We start from the raw sequence: 17,646 nt of genomic DNA, 5'->3' as shown, positions 1-17,646 counted from the left end.
CTACTTCCTACTTCCAACTTCCTACTGCAAATGCGTTCCTATATCCTCCGCCGCCTGCTCTTGATGATTCCGACTTTAATCGGGATTTCGTTGGTATGCTTTATCCTGATTCAGCTCTTGCCGGGCGGTCCGGTCGAGGAGCTGATTTCTCGTGCACAGCAGGCGGCTTCGATGAAGGGCGGGGTAGATGCGTCCAAGGCGCTTTCGCCAGAGCAGATTGCGCAAATACAGGCGTACTTCGGCTTTGACCAGCCCGCGTGGAAGCGTTACCTCACGTGGCTTTGGAACGTATTGCATTTGAATCTGGGCGAAAGTTATACGTACGGACTCCCGGTGTGGGACGTTATCGTGAGTCGTTTCCCGATTTCCTTGTTCTTTGGCGTGACATCGTTCTTCTTGAGTTATCTTATTTGCATTCCGCTAGGGCTTTGGAAGGCGGTGCATCACGGCAGCAAGCTTGATTCGTTTACGAGCGGCCTTATTTTTTCGGGCTACGTGATGCCGGGGTATGCTCTTGGCATTTTGCTCATCATTTTCCTTGCGGGAGGTTCATACTTGGACATTTTCCCGCTAGGCGGCCTTACGAGCGACGACTTCGAAGATTTTACGTTTTTTGGCAAGGTGTTCGATCTCGCACAACATTTGGCACTCCCGATTTTCTGCTACATGATTAGCGAATTTGCGTTCCTCACGTTCCTCATGAAGAATTCGGCGTTGGAGGAGCTGGGCCGCGATTACATGCGCACCGCCTTGGCGAAAGGACTCAGTTTCAATCAGGCTCTTGTTCGCCACGCTCTTCGTAACGCGCTTATCCCGATTGCGACACGCCTTTCTGAAATTTGCACGCTCATGTTCGCTGGCGCGCTCCTCATCGAAAAAGTCTTTGACATCGACGGCATGGGCCTCTTGTACTACAATTCCATGGTCAACCGCGACTACAACGTCGTGATGGGCATCATTTTCCTCAGCAGCCTCATGGCAATGATAGGCCGCCTTTTCAGCGATATCCTTTACACGCTAGTCGATCCGAGAATTAAATTTTCGTAAGTAGTAAACAGTGATTAGTGGTTAGTAAACAGGGATGTAAAGGGAACGTTCTTATTGCAATCCTAACCACCAACCACTAACCACTAACCACTAGCATTACCCCATACCTTCACTGGATCCCCTTCCTGACGGTCGAGGATGACTGCACACTTCCTACTGTCTACTTCCTACTTCCTACTAATTTTTCTTTATCACTTTTCGCTTTCTTAAAGTATATTAAAAGCATGTTTATGAAAAGGGGAGGACTGAATGAAAAATTCAATTTTGATGGTCGTATTGTTTGTTTTTTATGCATGTTCTTCATCTGACGATGAGGCTAAAATGGTCCAATCAGAGGATAATGCTTCTGTAGAATTGCTTCAGGTCGATTCATGTTTTGCGCATTTTGATTATAGTGACCCAACGATGGGAATAGAATCTTTTTCGGTAAAACAAAATGATGATGGTTTCTATTCTGTTCGAGTTTTGGGAAATACGCAATGTCCTCCCGCTGAAAAACCTGATTATCTTGAATATTCATATAAAGGGGATACTTTAAAGCTTGATATTGACAAAAAGGATCGCGTCTTTGATGTGACTTGCTCGTGTATGTATTGGGCCGATATCCTGATAAAAGGTGAAATTTCGTTTGACAAAATTCAAATTAACGGAAATGTATATTCTATCTCAAGGCAATGATAGGCCGCCTTCTTATTGCAATCCTAACCACTAACCACCAACCACTAACCACTAGCATTACCCCATACCTTCACTGGATCCCCTTCCTGACGGTCGAGGATGACTGCACACTTCCTACTGTCTACTTCCTACTTCCTACTAATTTTTCTTTATCACTTTTCGCTTTCTTTAAGTATATTAAAAGCATGCAGAACGAATCTATTAAAATTTCTCCGACGATTCATGAGTTCTTGTTATCTCATGGTTATACCGAAAACTTTTCAGTCACTCCTATTGCCGGTGCGGGCTCGGGTAGGCGTTATTTCCGCATTGCCGACGGCGAACGGATGAGCGTCTTGCAGGTCAGTGCCGAGGTCAACGACGATTTCAAGCATTTTGCCGAATATTCCAAGACTTTTAGGGAATATGGCTTGCCTGTTCCGCGTGTTTATTGCGTTGATGAAGAATCTTGCCAGATTTTGCAAGAAGATTTGGGCAACCGCAGACTTTTGGACGAAGCATTCCCCAACGGGAGCAAGGTGCTTTCGGGGAGTGTGCGCGTTCTTTATCCCGAAGTGATTGACGCTTTGTTGCAGTGGCAGAATGCAAGCCATCCGTTGTTCAGCCACCATACTGAAATTTGGCTCCGCCGTTTTGACTTTGCGGCCCTCAAGTGGGAGACGGATTATTTTACCGAGAATTATTTGAAGCTCCACAAGGGCGTTGATGAAATTCCGCCTTCGGTTCGCAATTTCTATTCTCTGGTGGCGGTTTCGGTCGATGCGCAGACCAAGGTCTTGATGCACCGTGATTTCCAGAGCCAGAATATCATGATCCGCCCGAATTCCGGAGTGGCGTTTGTCGATTACCAAGGGGCGCGTCGCGGTTCCATGTTCTATGATATCGCATCGCTCTTGTGGGACCCTTACGTGTGCCTCCCGCTCCCGATGATCAAGGACTTCTTTGAATATTGGCGTGGGCAATGCCGCGGAACGAGGATTTATACGAAGGATGATGCTTGGGAAGGCTTTGTTCACGCAAGCTTGCAGAGGCTGATGCAGGCTCTCGGTGCTTACTGCTTCCTCTCGAAGGTGAAAAAGATTGAGAAGTTCGAGCAGTACATTGAACCGGGCAAGTCTCAGCTCCGCGTCCTGTTTGGCGAATTCAAGCAGATAGCGAAAGCGACCGATCCTGAAGTGTTCAAGTTTATGGATTGGGCTTTGCAATAATGGCTCCGCTCTATACGCGTATTTATACGCAACCGGTCGAATTCAATTATGCCATAGGTTACGCTTACGACGCTCTTGTGCGTGGGCCTTATCCGTTTGATGCGATGGCTGCATGGAAAGGGCTTTCGGAGCGTATCGGCCAGGGCATTTATATGGGGCAGGGGCTTTTGCTTCCGCATACGCGTGTTCCCGGCTTAAAGGGGCCGCTGATGGCTTTTGCTGTCTGCCGTGACGGTTTTACCGGCATCAAGACGCGCAACGAAGAAACTGCGCAGTTTATTTGTATGCTGCTTTCGCCGGCGGAATCGGCGATGGCGCATACGGTCGCGATTGCAAACGTCGCGAAGCTTTTGCTGAACCCCGAATGGAAAGAAAAAGTCCTCGCCGCAACAGACGAGGATGAATTGAAAAAATTGTTTTAAAAAGAATCGTCATTCTGAGTCCTTTAGGACGAAGAATCCTGTTATATTTGTTCTGGATCCTTCGCGTTGCTCAGGATGACGTCTTCAGGATGGCGGACTCAGACAGCTTCAATCGCAGAAGCTGTCCCCCCTTGCGTTCCCAACCCCTAACACCTAACCCCTAACTTCTAAATTCTTCCTACTTCCTACCGCCTACTTCCTACTAGTTTACCACTGCACGCTGCCGACGGCGTATGCTCTGTATCCTTCGAAGTCGCCGAAGAATCTTGTATAACTGCACCTAAAGCTGAACCAGTCCCACGGGGTCAAGCCTAACGTAAATCCGAGTTCCTTGTAGCGGAGAGTGGTTTCGTCGTTCAAGAATTTTTTGTCTGTTGCGCTTTCAGGAGTGTGCATATCGTTGATGTGCCCGCCGAATGCGGTGTCTTTAGCGACTGCTCCGAAGAAAAGCGTTGCTTTTATAAAATCGTAAGTGGTGCTCACTTCGGTGTGGAGTTCTTGGCTGTTCGGCCCTAAATCGCTGCCGAGGCTTTGTGCGTAGTTTGCATAAGTGTAGGCGGTGCCTTTATGGTGCGTATAGACCCAAGGCTCAATTCGCGTGTATTCGAACATCCAGCCAAGGGTTGCAGGGCCTACGGCGATGTTGTCGCGGGCTATGCCAAGCGTGGTCGCCCATTTGTTGCCCCACCAGCTGTCGTCGAACATGCTCGTCGGCGATTTCATGTCGTCCCACAGAAGTTCCGCGTAGAATTCCCAGTTCGGGAGTGTTTTGACGCTCAAGTCAAATGCGAGGGAAATGTTGTCCTGGTCACCTTGCAGATGTTCCTGGAAGACGAAGGGGATGAACGGGATGGCGTAGGCCCATTCGAATTCGCGGCCAGTGCTGTCGCTTTCCGTGTTGGGGTTTGAACCCGCCGGTTCCGTGGTCGTGCCGTAAAGGGCCGTTTCTGAAATTCCGAACGAGATGTCTTTGGGCAGGTTCAAATTGAGGCGATGGGCGTGGAAATATTTTCCGAAGTTTTTCTTTTCGTAAAGCTTTGTGGCGTATTGTGTGTATTCTATTGGGCCAAGCGTGAACTGGTAGCCAAAATAGGGTGTCGGGGCCGCGTCCGTGATGCGGCTGGAGCTGTCTTGCCATGGGCGGTAAAAGCTGCGTTCGCCGCGCAAGATGACGTGATTGCGGCGGGCAGGCCCCCATTCGATAAAGTCGAATCCGGCGAGAAGTTTTGCGATTTTTGTGTTGTAGCTTACGTTGGCTGCAAACAAGTCCCACGTGCGTTTCTTTTCGCTCTGCTTGTTGTAGGGAATGCCTTCGTAAGGATTGTACATGTTGATATTGATATAGCGGTTTGTATAATCCGTGCTGATTTTCACGCGGGTGTCAAAAAGAAAATCGTCTGTGAATTTTCCGTTTGCAAAAAGCCGGATGGACATGGAATTGTCGTAATGCGTTTTTGCATTCGAAAGGTTCGTGATTGCTATTGAATCCATGAGCTGCGCACGAATGTTGAGCACGTGTTTCTTTGCGGAATCGCTAAACGAAATGTGCGCCGGGCTATCGAAGACGGAGGCTGCATTTTGTGCGTAGAGATTGCTTGCAGTTATAGATGCTAAAAAAAACAGAGTCCTAAAAAGTTTATCCTTGAATTTCATAGTATCCCCCGTTTTTTTCGATAAATTTTTTAAATGCTGTTTTTGATAAAGTAATTTTAAGGATGGTTAGAATCCTTGAAAACTGGAGTCTTTTGAGGCGGAGCGCAAGACTTATGATAAAACCGAGTATAACGCCTGATGTCGGAAAGTCGTTTTTTAACGCGAAATGGATTCGGTTTCGGATCATTAGGCAATCGATAAAGTAGGGCACTTTCCCTTTGGTGTTTTCACTCCCAGTCGAAGAGCCGATATCGTGCATGATGACGCTGTCTGTAGCCCATGCGAGGGTAAAGCCGTTTCGCTTTGCATTGCAACAGTAGTCGCTCTCTTCGAAGTACAAAAAGAATTCTTCGCTTATGAGTCCTGTTTTTTGCAGGCATTCCGGAGAAATCAGGAACGAAGAACCTTCTACGTAGTCGAAGGTTGTTTCTGCGGGGGATGATGGACGACGTACCGAAGCCAACTTCGGGTGGATTAAGCCGACTCCGCCCGAAAAATCTCCATTTGCTTTTTGGATGAGCGATCCTGTGATTCCGGCATTTGTGGCGGTCGCTTTTTCGAGAAGCTTTTCGAGAGCTGTAGATGTAGGGAGCGTGTCGTTGTTGAGCAGCCAAACATAGCACTGGCCGTATTCTTTTGATGCCGCTCGGATTCCCTGGTTGCATGCCGCTGCAAAGCCTCGGTTTTCTTTGTTCCAAATCCATGCTACTTTGAACGTGAATGTGAATTTGCAAAAATACTCTTGGGATTCTTTTGTCGAAGCGTTGTCGATAACATAGACGCAGTCGGGATGGATGGTGTTATTTTCGAGAGCGCGTAGGCATGCAACGGTTTTTTCGGCATTCTTGAAATTGACGAGGATGGTACAAATGGCAGGCATTATTTTTTCCCGGAAAATCTAGTGATGATGGGGGCGCCGAAGATGCCGTACAAAATGTGCGAAATAAATCCGGGAATTCCCTTGACGTGCGGATAAATGTGAGATGCGTTCTGTGCAATCCATACAAGGTATTGCGGAATGAATGGCTTGCTCAGCAGGTCTGTGGCATAGGCTATGTATTTCTTCAAAAACTTTTGGTCGCTTGGAGTAAGCTCTTTAAAATGCGGTGTCGTCAAAATCATTTTCGCCCATTGCAAGTTCAGCTTCAAGTTGCCTGTCCATGTGTGAGTCTCGCCGAGTCCTATGGCGTTTTGCCCGTGGATGCGGTACTGGATGACGGGAGCGTTTATGGATTTTACGCCGTTGTCATTTTTCGCTTCGGCACTTGCACAAAAAGTTATCCATTGGTCATGGACGGCGGCTTGCTCTGGAATGGGGAGAATCTGCTGGAGTAGCTTTGCTTTGAAAATTGTCATGCAGCCAGTGACATTCGTGAACCCGGTAAGGATTGATTTCAACGAAAGGTGTTCGGGGAGGCCGGTCTTTTGCCGCCAAGATTCGCTGATGATTTTCCCTTCGCCGTCAATCACTTGCGCGTCTCCGAATACGAGGTTTGCGCCTGATTCTTGCAGAGCTTTTTCAAGAAGTTGCAATTTTTGCGGGAGCCAAATATCGTCTTGGTCGGCAAGCGCAATCATATCGTTTTCGCCAAGTTGCGGTTGTGCAAGTTCGAGAGCTTTTGAAAAGGCTGCTCGATGTCCTTGATTCTTAGGGAATCGAGAAATTTGCAGAGGGAGTCGGCCTTCGTAGCTTTCGAGAATGCTTGTGGTTCCATCTGTAGATCCGTCATCGACAGCTACGATGAAATCGGCAGGTCGTGTTTGTGCCAGAAGTGAATCTAGCATCTGCGAGAGATACTTTTCTCCGTTGTAAGTTGCAAGGACAATCCCGATTTTAGACATGCTTTGAATATAGTTTTTAGACGAGAGACGAGTGTCAATAGACAAAAGAAATCTTAGCAAAAAAGCAATTATTTTTATATTTTCTAATTGTTAAAGTCTTTTAAGTTGTATCATGAGCATTCCAAAAATTTTATTTATTTGTGATAAGAACGAATGTACTAGTTTCGGTCGGTTGACCATGAATTTGGTCAAGGCTGTTGCGGGTGCGTTTGAACCCCATGTGCTTTGGCTAAAAACGCCTAAGTTCTTTGGCGCACGTTCTGAGAGCGTATCTGCATGCGACAGTTCTTTGTTTGTCTCGCACGAGGTATGGGCGAAGTCGCTCTATTCGGGATTTTTTTCATTCCGGCGACCGCTAAAACAGTTGGTGAAGTCGATTAATCCGCAGATGATTTTTGTTATCCGACCGGAGCTTGGATTCTTGATTCCGGTTGTTTCGGGGCTTTCTAAAACGGTGATGTTTGTCCACGATACGTTTGCAGAAACGTTGTACCCGAATTCTCTTAAATTTAAATTGCTTAATTTGTTCTATATTCGTCCGACCGTCAAAAGTGATTTTTTTGTCTATAATTCTAATTGGACGCGAGAGCAGGCGGCAGCTCATTTTGGAGCGCAGATGTCTAAAAAGCCGGGTTCTGTTATCGGTTGCCCCATTGACTGCGATTTATTCAATAAGCCTGAAGTTGCCCCGACAGCAGCTGATAAGAAAGCTTTTGCCCGCAAGTACGGCATCAAGAATTTTGACGGAATGTGCTTGAATGTAAGCCTCGACGAACCCCGCAAGAATATTGAAACTTATTTAGAAATGGCTTCTCTTAGGCCAAACATTGCTTTTGTCCGCATCGGAAAATTCTCGGAACATATTCGCGAAATCGTAAATGCGAAAAAGCTTTACAACGTCTATCATTTTAGCGAAATCCATGCTCAAGAATTGCGTGAATTTTACCGCAATGCGGATTTGATGGTTTATCCATCGCTGTTGGAAGGCTTTGGATTACCGCCGATAGAGGCCATTGCTTGTGGAACAGCGGCGGTGGGCGCTGCGACCTCTGCGGTCAAGGAAAATCTTGAAGGCGTTTGTCCTTTGGTGGAGCCGCCGACTGATGCCGAAGCTTTTGCCAAAGTGCTTGACCGCGTACTTGCAGGTGAAAATGTTGTCGATGAAAATAAAGCAGCAGCCCTTTTGGACTACTGCTCTATGAAATCGTTCAGTAAAAGAGTTGTTGATTTTTTGAAATCAAGTTCTTTACAGTAAACAAGCTTACTTGCAATTACTCACAATTACTCACAATTGTCACCCCGGATTCATTCCGGGGCCGGCTTTCGACATTAAAACGAAGTTGTTAGTCCTTGTCTTTTTTCCAAACGCCGATGAGGCTCTTGTTCTTGCGGAAGGCAAGCCAGAGGGTGGGCCAGATGAGGATGAGGTCGCGGATGAGGCTAGTCCAAGCTTCTGCCTTGTCGTGGGCGTTTCCGTCGTCGAGTTCAAAGCAGCCGCAAGTGATGCCGAGGTCGTTCCACAGCGCCCACGCGAGCGCGATGATGAAGCTTACGAACATCCAGAAAATGGCGAATGAAGATTCCTTGACGAACGGCGAGAAAATCATCGCAAGCCCGAACCAGAATTCAAATTGCGGATAGACAAGCGCAAAGAAGTTGTTCACGAAGTCGATGTGCAGCGCCGAGAAGAACTGGTACTGCGCGACGAGCGTTGCGAACTGGTGCGGGTCCTGGATTTTGAAAATCGAGGCGAAAATGAACATGCCGCCGATGCCAATGCGGCAAAGCGTTTCGAGAGCGCGGATGGCGAAATCTTTCTGAATCTTGAGTGCAGGGAAAATGAGTCCGCAGGCGATGATGACTGCACCCACGCCGACGTGGATGTTGTAGCGGTATGCCTTGGGCCATTTGTCTAGCAGCCATTCGTGGTCCGTGAACGTGAGGAACGTTTCGGGGAAGCTGATTTCTGCCACGCCGACGGCAACAAAAAATGTCGCTAGGAGAAGGAGTGCGCCTGCGATGATGGTTTGTTTGAGATTCTTTTTTTCAAAACAATCGATCATGGGTGCTCCTTACAGAATGTCTGCCGGTTTTTCGAGGATTTCTTGAGAGCCAATCCAATCGACGGACTTGGCATCTTCGACGCGGACGTTGTTGATGATGGCAAGCACGATGCTGAATGCCGCGATGCCGAGCAGGACAATCCAGTTCAAGGATTTGAGATAGGCGAGTGTTTCTTTTTTGAGTTTTTGAATGAATTCTTTCATGTGTTCAATATACAAAAATGATGAACGTCATCCCGAACGAATGTGAGGAATCCAGTTAAATTTTACAATAGGAAAAAGCCCTGCTAAGGCAAGGCTTTCGTATGGAAAAGGCGTTCCCGTCTAGCGTAAGAGCCGAGCGGTCGCTCAGTGAGCCATAAGCGACTCGTCTTAACGAGCCGTGTTGGCGAGAGCGAGGCGAAGACGGAGGTTCTGTTTTGCGACAGAGCCGAGCGGTCTTTTAATGAATACCGTTGCCGTCGGCGATGTCGCAGGTCACAGGCTTGCCGTTCACTTCGAGCGCGAGGGCTTCGCAGAACACGCAGCCGTCTTTAGCGGTGAGCGCAATCTTTTCGAAGTCCTTGACCTTGAGCTCGCGCGGTTCGCTCGGGGCGACTCCCTTGAACAAAGCGCGGTCACCCGGCTTTGCATCTTCGGGGACGGAGACGAGGCGGCAAGTGTGCGTGGCAGCGTCGAGGTCGCCTGCAAAGAGCATGCCCTGGCTCATGATGCCACGGAGTGCACTCGGCTTGAGGTTTGCGAACAAGAGAATCTTCTTGTCCTGGAGTTCTTCTGCCTTGTAGCTGCTCTTGAGGCCGCTGCAGATGGTGCGGAGTTCGCCTTCGCCGGCATCGACCTTGAGAACGTACAAGCTACTTGCGTCCGGATGGTCGGCGACTTCCTTAATTTGTGCAACGCGCATGTCCATCGCGGCAGGGACATCCGCTGCCATGAGCGGCTTGTTCTGCTTGGGCTTCTGCTGCGGTTCTGCCTTCTTGACTTCTTCTTCGATACGCGGGAAAAGCGGTTTGCCTTCGCCGAACGTTTCGCCACCCTTGAGAATGCCCCACACTAGGTCGTTCTGGTCGGTGAACTTGCTGCCAATCATGGCGAGACCTTCTTCGCTCTTGCCCGGGATGACCGGCCAGAGGAGGCAAAGGCTGAGGCGCACGGCTTCGGCAGAGACGAAAAGCACTGTTGCGAGTTCGTCCTTGAGAGCCGGGTCCTTCGCGAGTTTCCACGGTGCCTTGATTTCGAGGTAGCGGTTGATGCTGCGGACAAGCGTCATGATTTCTTCGACGACTTGCGAGAGCTTAACCTGCGGAACCCATTCCATCACGTTCGTGCGGACGCGGTTTGCGATGGAGATGACTTCGTTTGCGGCATCGTCGAGTGCGTTCGGAGTCGGGAGCGTGCCGCCGAAGTTGTTGAGTACCAAGCGGTGAACGCGGTTCAGCACATTGCCGAGGTCATTGGCGAGATCGCTGTTGATGCGGCGGACAAAGCCTTCGTGCGTGAAGTTTGCATCTTGACCGACGACCATTTCACGAGCGAGGAAATAGCGGAACGCATCGATGCCGTACTTTTCCATGTAGTCCATCGGATTCACGACGTTGCCTGCGGACTTGCTCATCTTTTCGCCGCCGTTCACGAGCCACCAGCCGTGGGCGAGGATGTGCTGCGGAAGCGGAATGTCGAGGGCCATGAGCATGGTCGGCCAATAGACGCTATGAGTCGTCAAAATATCCTTACCGATGAGGTGGTAAGTAGCGGGCCAAATCGGCGTGCCGTCGGCGTAAGTCTTGTGGAAAGCGGTGGAGGCACTCACGTAGTTGAGGAGGGCGTCGAACCAAACGTAAGTCACGTAGTCTGGGTCGAACGGCAGCGGAATGCCCCAGCTCAGGCGAATCTTCGGACGGCTGATGCACAGGTCGTTCAGCGGCTGGCGGAGGAATCCGCGGATTTCGTTCCAGCGGTAGTCCGGCACAATCCAGTCCTTGTGGCTTTCCAAAAAGTCAATCAACTTCTGCTGGTAAGAACCCATCTTGAAGAAGTAATTCTTCTCCTTGAGCCATTCCACCGGACGGTGGCTGATGGGGTCGCACTTGTTTTCGTCGAGTTCGTCTTCGCTGAAAAAACGTTCTTCGCCGACGGAGTACCAGCCTTCGTATTCCTTCGAGTAAATTTCGCCCTTGTCCCAAAGCTTCTGCAAACATTCTTGCACGTAAGCTTTGTGTTCCGGCATTGTAGTGCGGATGAAGAAATCGTTTCCGATGTTCATCTTCTTCCACAAATCTTCAAAACGGTGGTAGTATTCATCCACGTGTTCCTGCGGAGTCACGCCACGCTTCGCGGCGGCGCGCTGCACCTTCTGGCCGTGTTCGTCCGTGCCGGTCAAGAAGAAGGTCTGGTAGCCGATGATCTTATGGAAGCGGGTAAGGATATCTGCGAGAACGGTCGTATAGGAATGCCCGATATGCGGGGCATCATTGACGTAATAAATTGGAGTAGTAACGTAAAAATTTTTCATGCGCGTAAATTTAGTAAAAGGCGAGCGCCGCGGCAAAGTAACTTGTTACTTTGACATGGCCGAGCCGTACAAAATGCGCTCCGAAGGAGCGCCAATTTAGTAAAAGGCGAGCGCCGCGGCAAAAGTGTGCAAGGCGAGCTATACGATATTGGGGACTTTAGTCCCCTAATAGAGTTATCCTCTATGTGGAAATGCGCGAAAGCTTGCTTTCGCATTTTAATGGTTTAGTTGAGTTATCCTTTTTGGGGTAAAGGCTTCTTGGTGCCCCCGCAACTTAACATTTCCTCTAGAATGATAAATAAAGTTAACAAAGCTTCGGCTCGCTCGAGTCGGGCTTTTTGTTTTGTTTTTTTATCTTGTTTTTATTTAGCTTGTTTTGTATATTGCGCCAAACATACAATAAAAAAGGAGTTGTAATGAATCTTAAAAAGTGTGGTTTGGGTATTGCTCTTTCGACAGCAATGAGTTTTATGGCATGCGGAGAAGATAGTTCTTCTGCTCCGGTTTTTGATTCTCCGAATAATCAGAATTCTTCTTCAAGTGTCGAAAATTCCGTTCCGGAATCTAGCTCAGCTGCAAGTTCTTCGAGCGTTTCTGAAGCTAATTCTAGTTCTTCTGCGACAATTTCAAGTTCTTCTGTTGCCGAAGCGGAACCTTGTGCTTTTGCGGCTACAGACAATGTCTGGGAAATGTCGTACAAAGCAAGTAATAGCAAGGGCAATGCCAATGTCAAGACCATCTACAAAATTGATGGTGAAAACCTTGTAATTCTCGATACCATCCGTTATACGGGAAATCAGGCTAGTATGGTTTGCAGAATCGCAGATGGCGCTTCTGATTTTGGTTCCAGTGATGGTCAATTTGTTGGCGTGCAGTATTGCGACGGCAGCACGGTTGTCATTGCTGGTACGGTTACACAAAAGGGTTACTTTGCTACGAACGCTCGCGAAACAGTCCATGCCGCAGTGCAAAAGGCTTGTGGCGTAGCCGTAAACGGCGGAACCTATGATAAGATTCCTCTTGCTACAAAGACGTCTTGCGATTTCAAGGCCGAAGACAACGAATGGTCTTATTCTTATCTTGACGAAGGCTGGCGTGGTCAGGACAGTGTCGTCGTGATTCAGTCGTTCCTTTTTGATAAAAAGTTGCGCGTGAAGGCTGAACAACATCCGTTGCAACATGCAGAATGCATCGCCAAGAACTTCACGGATATTTCTGGAAACAATTATTGCTCTGCGGATGGCTTGATGGATGTTTCTTCTTCGGGTATTACTTCTGAGAAGGAATCCATGTATAATAGCGAATTGCGTATGTGCAAGGACAAAATTCCGACCGGTAGCGAATCAGAAACCAGTTCTAGTTCTGTAAGTGATTCTGGAATGAGTTCTAGTTCCGCAACCGCTGCTACGGGGGACATGGTTTCTTGCGATATCCCGGGTGTTATGGGCGAATGCCTTGAATATCCTGCCGGTAGCGATGAAGCGGTGCAGATGGCTTCGATGTGCGAATCTACCTTGATGGGAACTCTCGGAACAGGCTGCGCAAAGTAAGTTCATAAAATTACGCTATTTGATGGCCTCGGGTTAATCCCGGGGCATTTTTTGTGTGTGCAAAACGCGTCATGCTCGCGTAGGCGGAAATCCTGTTGTGTCATATACGAAAAATCTTTAATTCTACTATTGATTTTTTAATGAAAATACTAATTTTGTATCATTGGTAAACAATAAAACCTATATTTATTACCATGAAACCGATAACAGAATACAAAGATTACCATTCTTTGATCAAGGATTTCTACGAAGATCGAAAAAGAACTTCGTATTTTTCCTGGCGGGAATTCGCGAAACTAGCGGGGTTTTCTTCTCCGACTTACTTGCGGCTTGTGAGCGAAGGCAAGAGCAATTTGAGCCGCGTGACAATGCCCCGTATGATTTCGGCAATGGAACTTGCCGGTTTCGAAGCGGAATATTTCAAGGCGTTGGTGAATTTTTGCAATGCCAAGGACGACTCCGCTAAAATGCCGTTCTGGAAACAGATGCGCCAGATTGCACTGGAATATAAAGTACGCGTTGTCGATAAAGAAGCTGTAGAATACTTTGACGGTTGGAAAAATTCCGTAATCCGCGAACTGGCTCCGAGGATGAAGGGCGCTACTCCAGGGGAGATTGCGAAAAAATGTTGCAACGAAATCTCCGCTGCCGATGTCAGTGCTTCACTTGATTTTTTAACGAAAGCGGGATTCCTGAAGAAAGATGCGGACGGTTCGTACCGCCAAACAGAAAAGAACGTTACTGCATCCAAAGAAGGTATGGTCTATGCCGTGCATGCGATGCAACACAAAATGTTGCAACTTGCCGATGAATCTATCGAACGCTTTGCACCGGATGTACGCAACGTTTCTGGCTTGACTTTTACGGTAAACCGCGAATGTTACAAGCGAATTTCTCAGGAAGTGGATGCATTCAGGAAGAAAATCATTGCGATTGCGGCGGATGCTGAAAACGCCGACCAGATTTACCGGTTGAATTTGCAACTATTCCCGATGACATGGAAATTAAATGAGGAGGCTTGATATGAAAAAACTTTGCAGTTTATTTGCTCTTGGAATGCTTCTCTTTTGGGCAGCATGTTCTGAAGAAAACGTTTCTCCTGTATCGGGTTCGACCGAAGACCCGAACATGGTGACTGCTGATACATCGATGTATGTCCATTGCAGTCGCATCGCATCGGGAAAATCGCAAAATTCTGAGGATTCGGGATGCTATTGGTCCGGTGAAATGTGGAACCGTACGTCCGGTTATCGCGTACATACTGGTTATGATAACGGAACAAATACATCGGGTATTTGGACTTGGTCTGTGAACGCTTTAAATGATAGCATTGTTCATACCGGTTGGAACTTCCCGCTTGCCGATACCGATGATTCGACAGCTCTTGCTGATGTTATTGACAAATGTAATGGTAGTTTGTGTGGAACTATTGAATTTAAACAGTTACCGGATTCTTTACGATATGTCCCTGTTCCCAGTAGAGAAATCACTTCGTTTACTCTGAAATTCAGTTTAGCAGGCAAGGATTCTTCTGGTAAGTTTGAAAGTGTCGATGTGCACGACATGCAAGGTATTTGTATAGAATATATTGCAGTTGGCATGGAAATAGAATTGGATCTCGGTGATTCCTTGAATACTGTCATGGCTGGATATTTTTATAATGTCAAGCTACCGTACTATCCGAAAGAAAACGCGGATGGGGGTGTAAACGGAAAAGAAGTGTGTTATCCATGGAATAGCTTTGTTTTGCCTAGAGATGTTGGAATCAAGGGCATCCCGATATCGATGGATGAAGCTCTCTCACATTTGCAGGGATTTCGCTTTACTATATCAACGAATTATAACTATGGTTATCCTGTCAGCGAATACTTTGATATTATCAGTTTAGGCCGTTATTCGGGAACTGCTCCTGCCACGAACTTACATTCCGTGGATAAAAGTTGTAGTCCCGATTCTGTGAGAGATTATTTTTGTGAATGCTCTTATCCAGATGAACGGAGTGAACGTAAAGGATTCGATAAAACCTTACGTTATATCAATGAGAAAATTGGGCAGATAAAAAATGAGTCCTCGATTATTTCAGATAAAACAGAAAAATGCTTTGGACACATACCTACGCCCTACATTACGGAAACGCATAAAGTTGTAAACTGGGAACGTCCGTGTGACAATCCTCTTCCGAAGACCTTAGTGTGTGCAGACGGCTCCGTCAGCGAGTCTCGAGAGTTTACTCAAATGATGGAAATTTTTGATGCCAAGGCAAACGTCGTTTTTGAACAACAAAAGTTGATTGTTGATTCGCTCTTTGGTGAATGCATGAAATTGCGAGATACTTTGTTCAATGGAGAAATTGTTCCTGATTCTTGCCGTATTGACGAAATCCTTATGGATAGGAGCGTTCATTACCTGCCCTATACAAAAGATGCTTCCGTGGCGGCAAATGCTGCATTTATAGACGAATTAGATTCCCTTTCTAAATTGGATTCTTTGGACGAGGCTTCCAAATACTGTGTTCTTCAATTTAACTCAAGGGAACCCCGTCTGGTTTCTTCCCTTAAAAAACGTCCCTTGGCAGAGCCATTTATTACACATCCGATGGTCAAATCGATTCGTTGTGAAAGCGGAAATGTATATTACACCAGCGAATATAAGGAATTTTTGCAGGAACTTGGACTTAAAGACGATACGGATTCTTTGGATGTTTATAATGCTGCAAAAAAATATTACCTAGATCAGCGTAAAAACGCATTGGACAATTGCGTAGATAGCTATGGAAAAAATGGAATCATCTGGGATGCTGTTTGGACGAAAGTCAATACCGGATTTGACAATGGTTCGGGAACTTCGGGCAAATGGTTCTATGTGACGGATTCCGCGGATGGTGGAAAATCGCATATTGAATGGAATAATGGTTATGTCGTTAAAGATTGGAACGACCCGAACGCTTTAGATACATTGCTTCGGAATGATAGACAATTGAAAGGAAGTGCTTATTTTGTCAAAACCTCGATACGAGCTCCTTTTGTGAATCTCGGTTTTTGGCTTGCCGGGGAAGACGGCAAGGGAGGCCATGACGCGGTTGATATTACGGATAAAGAGGGAATATGTTTGGATTTTGACCTTTCAAGTACAGGATTTACAAGTACAGGATATACTGAGGTTTATTTGCAACTAGACATGAGCGATTCACTGGGTGCTGCTATCAATTTTGATTTATTTTCGGCTCGTCTGCGTTCAACGAATTCGACCGTTCTGAAATGTTATGTGTGGGAAGATTTTAGGCAAGCGGGATGGGGAACCAAAATGGAGTTGAAAGAGGCTCTTAAACATGTGACTGGGATAAAATTCCATTTCGAATATACCGGTCAAGATGAATCCGTTGTCGATTTTTCAATTAAGCGAATTGCGTTCAAGAATCCATACATGTTATAAACTTGCAGAGTTATAGAGTCCAACCCCAAAAGCGACCGGAGAAATCCGGTCGCTTTTTGCATAAAGAAAGCCACCGGCGTGAACCGGTGGCAAATTTGTTTTGAAATGTCATTCCCGACTTGATCGGGAATCTCCTTATGCCAAAGCCTTGATGATGGCGTCGCCCATACCAGTCGTGCCGACCTTGGTGCAGCCTTCCTGGTAGATGTCGCCAGTGCGGAAGCCCTGGGCGATGACCTTTTCGCAGGCAGCTTCGATGGCCTTTGCTGCTTCTTCTTCCTTGAAGGTGTAGCGGAGCATGAGGGCCACGGAGAGGATCTGGGCGAGCGGGTTTGCGATACCCTTGCCTGCGATATCCGGAGCGGAACCACCGGCCGGTTCGTAGAGACCGAAGGAACCTTCGGCGATAGAAGCGGACGGGAGGAGGCCCATGGAACCGGTGAGCATTGCGCATTCGTCGGTGAGGATGTCGCCGAAGAGGTTCGGGCAGAGCAGCACGTCGAATTCACGCGGGCGCTTCAGGAGCTGCATGGCAGCGTTGTCCACGTAGAGGTGTTCGAGAGTCAGTTCCGGGTAGTCCTTGATGACTTCGTTCACGACTTCGCGCCAGAGCACGCTTGTGGTGAGCACGTTGGCCTTATCGATAGAAGCAACCTTCTTGTTGCGGAGCATGGCGGCGTCGAAAGCGAAGCGGGCTATGCGTTCGACTTCGTAGCGGCTGTACTTCATGGTGTCGAAACCGATTTCTTCCTTGGAGCCCGGAACGCCTTCGCGGCCCTTCGGCTGGCCAAAGTAAACGTCACCCGTCAGTTCGCGGACGGTGAGGATGTTGAAACCGTCGCCAACGATGTCAGCGCGGAGCGGGCATGCACCAGCGAGTTCCTTGTAAACGCGGGCCGGGCGGAGGTTGCAGAAAAGCTTGAAGTGCTTACGGAGCGGGAGGAGGGCACCGCGTTCCGGCTGGAGGTTCGGCGGAAGGTGTTCCCACTTCGGGCCACCGACAGAACCGAAAAGAATACAGTCAGAAGCTTCGCCCAGCTTGAGGGTGCTTTCCGGCAGCGGAGAACCGCTTTCGTCATAGGCGGCACCACCGACGTTTGCCCATTCGGCGTTCACGTCGAAACCGAACTTCTTGGAAACCACGTCCAGCACGCGGACAGCTTCTTTCATGACTTCGGGGCCGATACCGTCGCCCGGAAGCACTGCAATCTTGTAATTCTTGCTCATTGTTAATCCTTG

At 47.8% G+C, this 17,646-nt stretch carries 15 protein-coding genes; 8 read left to right on the top strand and 7 right to left on the bottom strand.

Annotated elements, in window-relative coordinates; all coding sequences use genetic code 11:
- The 4 genes from IKG78_RS06920 to IKG78_RS06905 all read left to right on the top strand — a co-directional run.
- A partial coding sequence (locus IKG78_RS06920; protein ID WP_290941451.1) for an ABC transporter permease subunit occupies window positions 1-1,047 on the top strand: 1,047 nt, incomplete at its 5' end.
- Window positions 1,048-1,296: 249 nt separating this feature from the next.
- Entirely contained in the window at window positions 1,297-1,725 is a 429-nt protein-coding gene (locus tag IKG78_RS06915) for a hypothetical protein (protein WP_290941448.1), read from the top strand.
- A gap of 185 nt (window positions 1,726-1,910) precedes the next feature.
- Window positions 1,911-2,933: a phosphotransferase gene (locus IKG78_RS06910; RefSeq protein ID WP_290941445.1), complete on the top strand. Its 1,023-nt coding sequence runs from the start codon at window positions 1,911-1,913 to the stop codon at window positions 2,931-2,933.
- Window positions 2,933-3,355 carry a PTS sugar transporter subunit IIA gene (locus tag IKG78_RS06905; RefSeq protein ID WP_290941442.1) on the top strand — a complete coding sequence of 141 codons (423 nt, stop codon included), beginning with the start codon at window positions 2,933-2,935 and terminating at the stop codon, window positions 3,353-3,355. Before IKG78_RS06910 ends, IKG78_RS06905 begins: the two co-directional genes overlap by 1 nt.
- Before the next feature lie 207 nt (window positions 3,356-3,562).
- Here the strand turns inward: IKG78_RS06905 and IKG78_RS06900 are convergent, their stop codons facing one another.
- Genes IKG78_RS06900 through IKG78_RS06890 form a run of 3 tightly spaced genes read right to left on the bottom strand, consistent with a single transcriptional unit; the run spans window position 3,563 to window position 6,850 of the window.
- Window positions 3,563-5,008: a hypothetical protein gene (locus IKG78_RS06900; protein ID WP_290941439.1), complete on the bottom strand. Its 1,446-nt coding sequence runs from the start codon at window positions 5,006-5,008 to the stop codon at window positions 3,563-3,565.
- The gene (locus IKG78_RS06895; protein ID WP_290941435.1) at window positions 4,992-5,888 is read right to left on the bottom strand and encodes a glycosyltransferase family 2 protein; all 897 of its coding nucleotides are present in this window, start codon (window positions 5,886-5,888) and stop codon (window positions 4,992-4,994) included. The genes IKG78_RS06900 and IKG78_RS06895 overlap by 17 nt, the downstream gene beginning before the upstream one ends.
- Window positions 5,888-6,850, bottom strand: a complete 963-nt coding sequence (locus IKG78_RS06890; RefSeq protein ID WP_290941432.1) for a glycosyltransferase — start codon at window positions 6,848-6,850, stop codon at window positions 5,888-5,890. Before IKG78_RS06890 ends, IKG78_RS06895 begins: the two co-directional genes overlap by 1 nt.
- Before the next feature lie 178 nt (window positions 6,851-7,028).
- Between IKG78_RS06890 and IKG78_RS06885 the strand changes: the two genes are divergently transcribed.
- Window positions 7,029-8,105: a glycosyltransferase gene (locus IKG78_RS06885; RefSeq protein ID WP_290941429.1), complete on the top strand. Its 1,077-nt coding sequence runs from the start codon at window positions 7,029-7,031 to the stop codon at window positions 8,103-8,105.
- 88 nt (window positions 8,106-8,193) lie between these two features.
- Here the strand turns inward: IKG78_RS06885 and IKG78_RS06880 are convergent, their stop codons facing one another.
- The 3 genes from IKG78_RS06880 to metG all read right to left on the bottom strand — a co-directional run bounded on the left by IKG78_RS06880 (window position 8,194) and on the right by metG (window position 11,425).
- Window positions 8,194-8,913, bottom strand: a complete 720-nt coding sequence (locus IKG78_RS06880) for a MauE/DoxX family redox-associated membrane protein (protein ID WP_290941425.1) — start codon at window positions 8,911-8,913, stop codon at window positions 8,194-8,196.
- A 9-nt stretch (window positions 8,914-8,922) separates the two neighbouring features.
- Window positions 8,923-9,117, bottom strand: coding sequence for a hypothetical protein (locus IKG78_RS06875; protein ID WP_290941421.1), 195 nt, complete (start codon window positions 9,115-9,117; stop codon window positions 8,923-8,925).
- Window positions 9,118-9,355: 238 nt separating this feature from the next.
- Entirely contained in the window at window positions 9,356-11,425 is a 2,070-nt protein-coding gene (gene metG, locus IKG78_RS06870; protein ID WP_290941417.1) for a methionine--tRNA ligase, read from the bottom strand.
- Window positions 11,426-11,841: 416 nt separating this feature from the next.
- Between metG and IKG78_RS06865 the strand changes: the two genes are divergently transcribed.
- From IKG78_RS06865 to IKG78_RS06855, 3 genes are all read left to right on the top strand, one after another.
- Complete coding sequence (locus IKG78_RS06865; protein WP_290941414.1) at window positions 11,842-12,975, top strand: hypothetical protein; 1,134 nt, start codon at window positions 11,842-11,844, stop codon at window positions 12,973-12,975.
- 194 nt (window positions 12,976-13,169) lie between these two features.
- Window positions 13,170-13,997: a TIGR02147 family protein gene (locus tag IKG78_RS06860; protein ID WP_290941410.1), complete on the top strand. Its 828-nt coding sequence runs from the start codon at window positions 13,170-13,172 to the stop codon at window positions 13,995-13,997.
- 1 nt (window position 13,998) lies between these two features.
- Window positions 13,999-16,407, top strand: coding sequence for a hypothetical protein (locus IKG78_RS06855; RefSeq protein WP_290941407.1), 2,409 nt, complete (start codon window positions 13,999-14,001; stop codon window positions 16,405-16,407).
- A gap of 135 nt (window positions 16,408-16,542) precedes the next feature.
- On the opposite strand, the gene leuB is transcribed toward IKG78_RS06855, so the two are convergent.
- Window positions 16,543-17,634, bottom strand: a complete 1,092-nt coding sequence (gene leuB, locus IKG78_RS06850) for a 3-isopropylmalate dehydrogenase (RefSeq protein WP_073113873.1) — start codon at window positions 17,632-17,634, stop codon at window positions 16,543-16,545.
- Window positions 17,635-17,646: the final 12 nt, after the last annotated feature.

Origin of the sequence: Fibrobacter sp., from assembly GCF_017545445.1 — a bacterium.
GTDB lineage: Bacteria > Fibrobacterota > Fibrobacteria > Fibrobacterales > Fibrobacteraceae > Fibrobacter.
Note: the sequence above shows the minus strand (reverse complement) of the source record. Positions and strands in the feature narration are given on the sequence as shown.

Coding starts and splice junctions, on each gene's coding strand:
- IKG78_RS06900 (WP_290941439.1), bottom strand. CDS start 5,008: ATGAAATTCAAGGATAAACTTTTTAGGACTCTGTTTTTTTTAGCATCT.
- IKG78_RS06890 (WP_290941432.1), bottom strand. CDS start 6,850: ATGTCTAAAATCGGGATTGTCCTTGCAACTTACAACGGAGAAAAGTAT.
- IKG78_RS06885 (WP_290941429.1), top strand. CDS start 7,029: ATGAATTTGGTCAAGGCTGTTGCGGGTGCGTTTGAACCCCATGTGCTT.
- metG (WP_290941417.1), bottom strand. CDS start 11,425: ATGAAAAATTTTTACGTTACTACTCCAATTTATTACGTCAATGATGCC.
- IKG78_RS06910 (WP_290941445.1), top strand. CDS start 1,911: ATGCAGAACGAATCTATTAAAATTTCTCCGACGATTCATGAGTTCTTG.
- IKG78_RS06895 (WP_290941435.1), bottom strand. CDS start 5,888: ATGCCTGCCATTTGTACCATCCTCGTCAATTTCAAGAATGCCGAAAAA.
- IKG78_RS06880 (WP_290941425.1), bottom strand. CDS start 8,913: ATGATCGATTGTTTTGAAAAAAAGAATCTCAAACAAACCATCATCGCA.
- IKG78_RS06860 (WP_290941410.1), top strand. CDS start 13,170: ATGAAACCGATAACAGAATACAAAGATTACCATTCTTTGATCAAGGAT.
- IKG78_RS06865 (WP_290941414.1), top strand. CDS start 11,842: ATGAATCTTAAAAAGTGTGGTTTGGGTATTGCTCTTTCGACAGCAATG.
- IKG78_RS06855 (WP_290941407.1), top strand. CDS start 13,999: ATGAAAAAACTTTGCAGTTTATTTGCTCTTGGAATGCTTCTCTTTTGG.
- IKG78_RS06875 (WP_290941421.1), bottom strand. CDS start 9,117: ATGAAAGAATTCATTCAAAAACTCAAAAAAGAAACACTCGCCTATCTC.
- leuB (WP_073113873.1), bottom strand. CDS start 17,634: ATGAGCAAGAATTACAAGATTGCAGTGCTTCCGGGCGACGGTATCGGC.
- IKG78_RS06915 (WP_290941448.1), top strand. CDS start 1,297: ATGAAAAATTCAATTTTGATGGTCGTATTGTTTGTTTTTTATGCATGT.
- IKG78_RS06905 (WP_290941442.1), top strand. CDS start 2,933: ATGGCTCCGCTCTATACGCGTATTTATACGCAACCGGTCGAATTCAAT.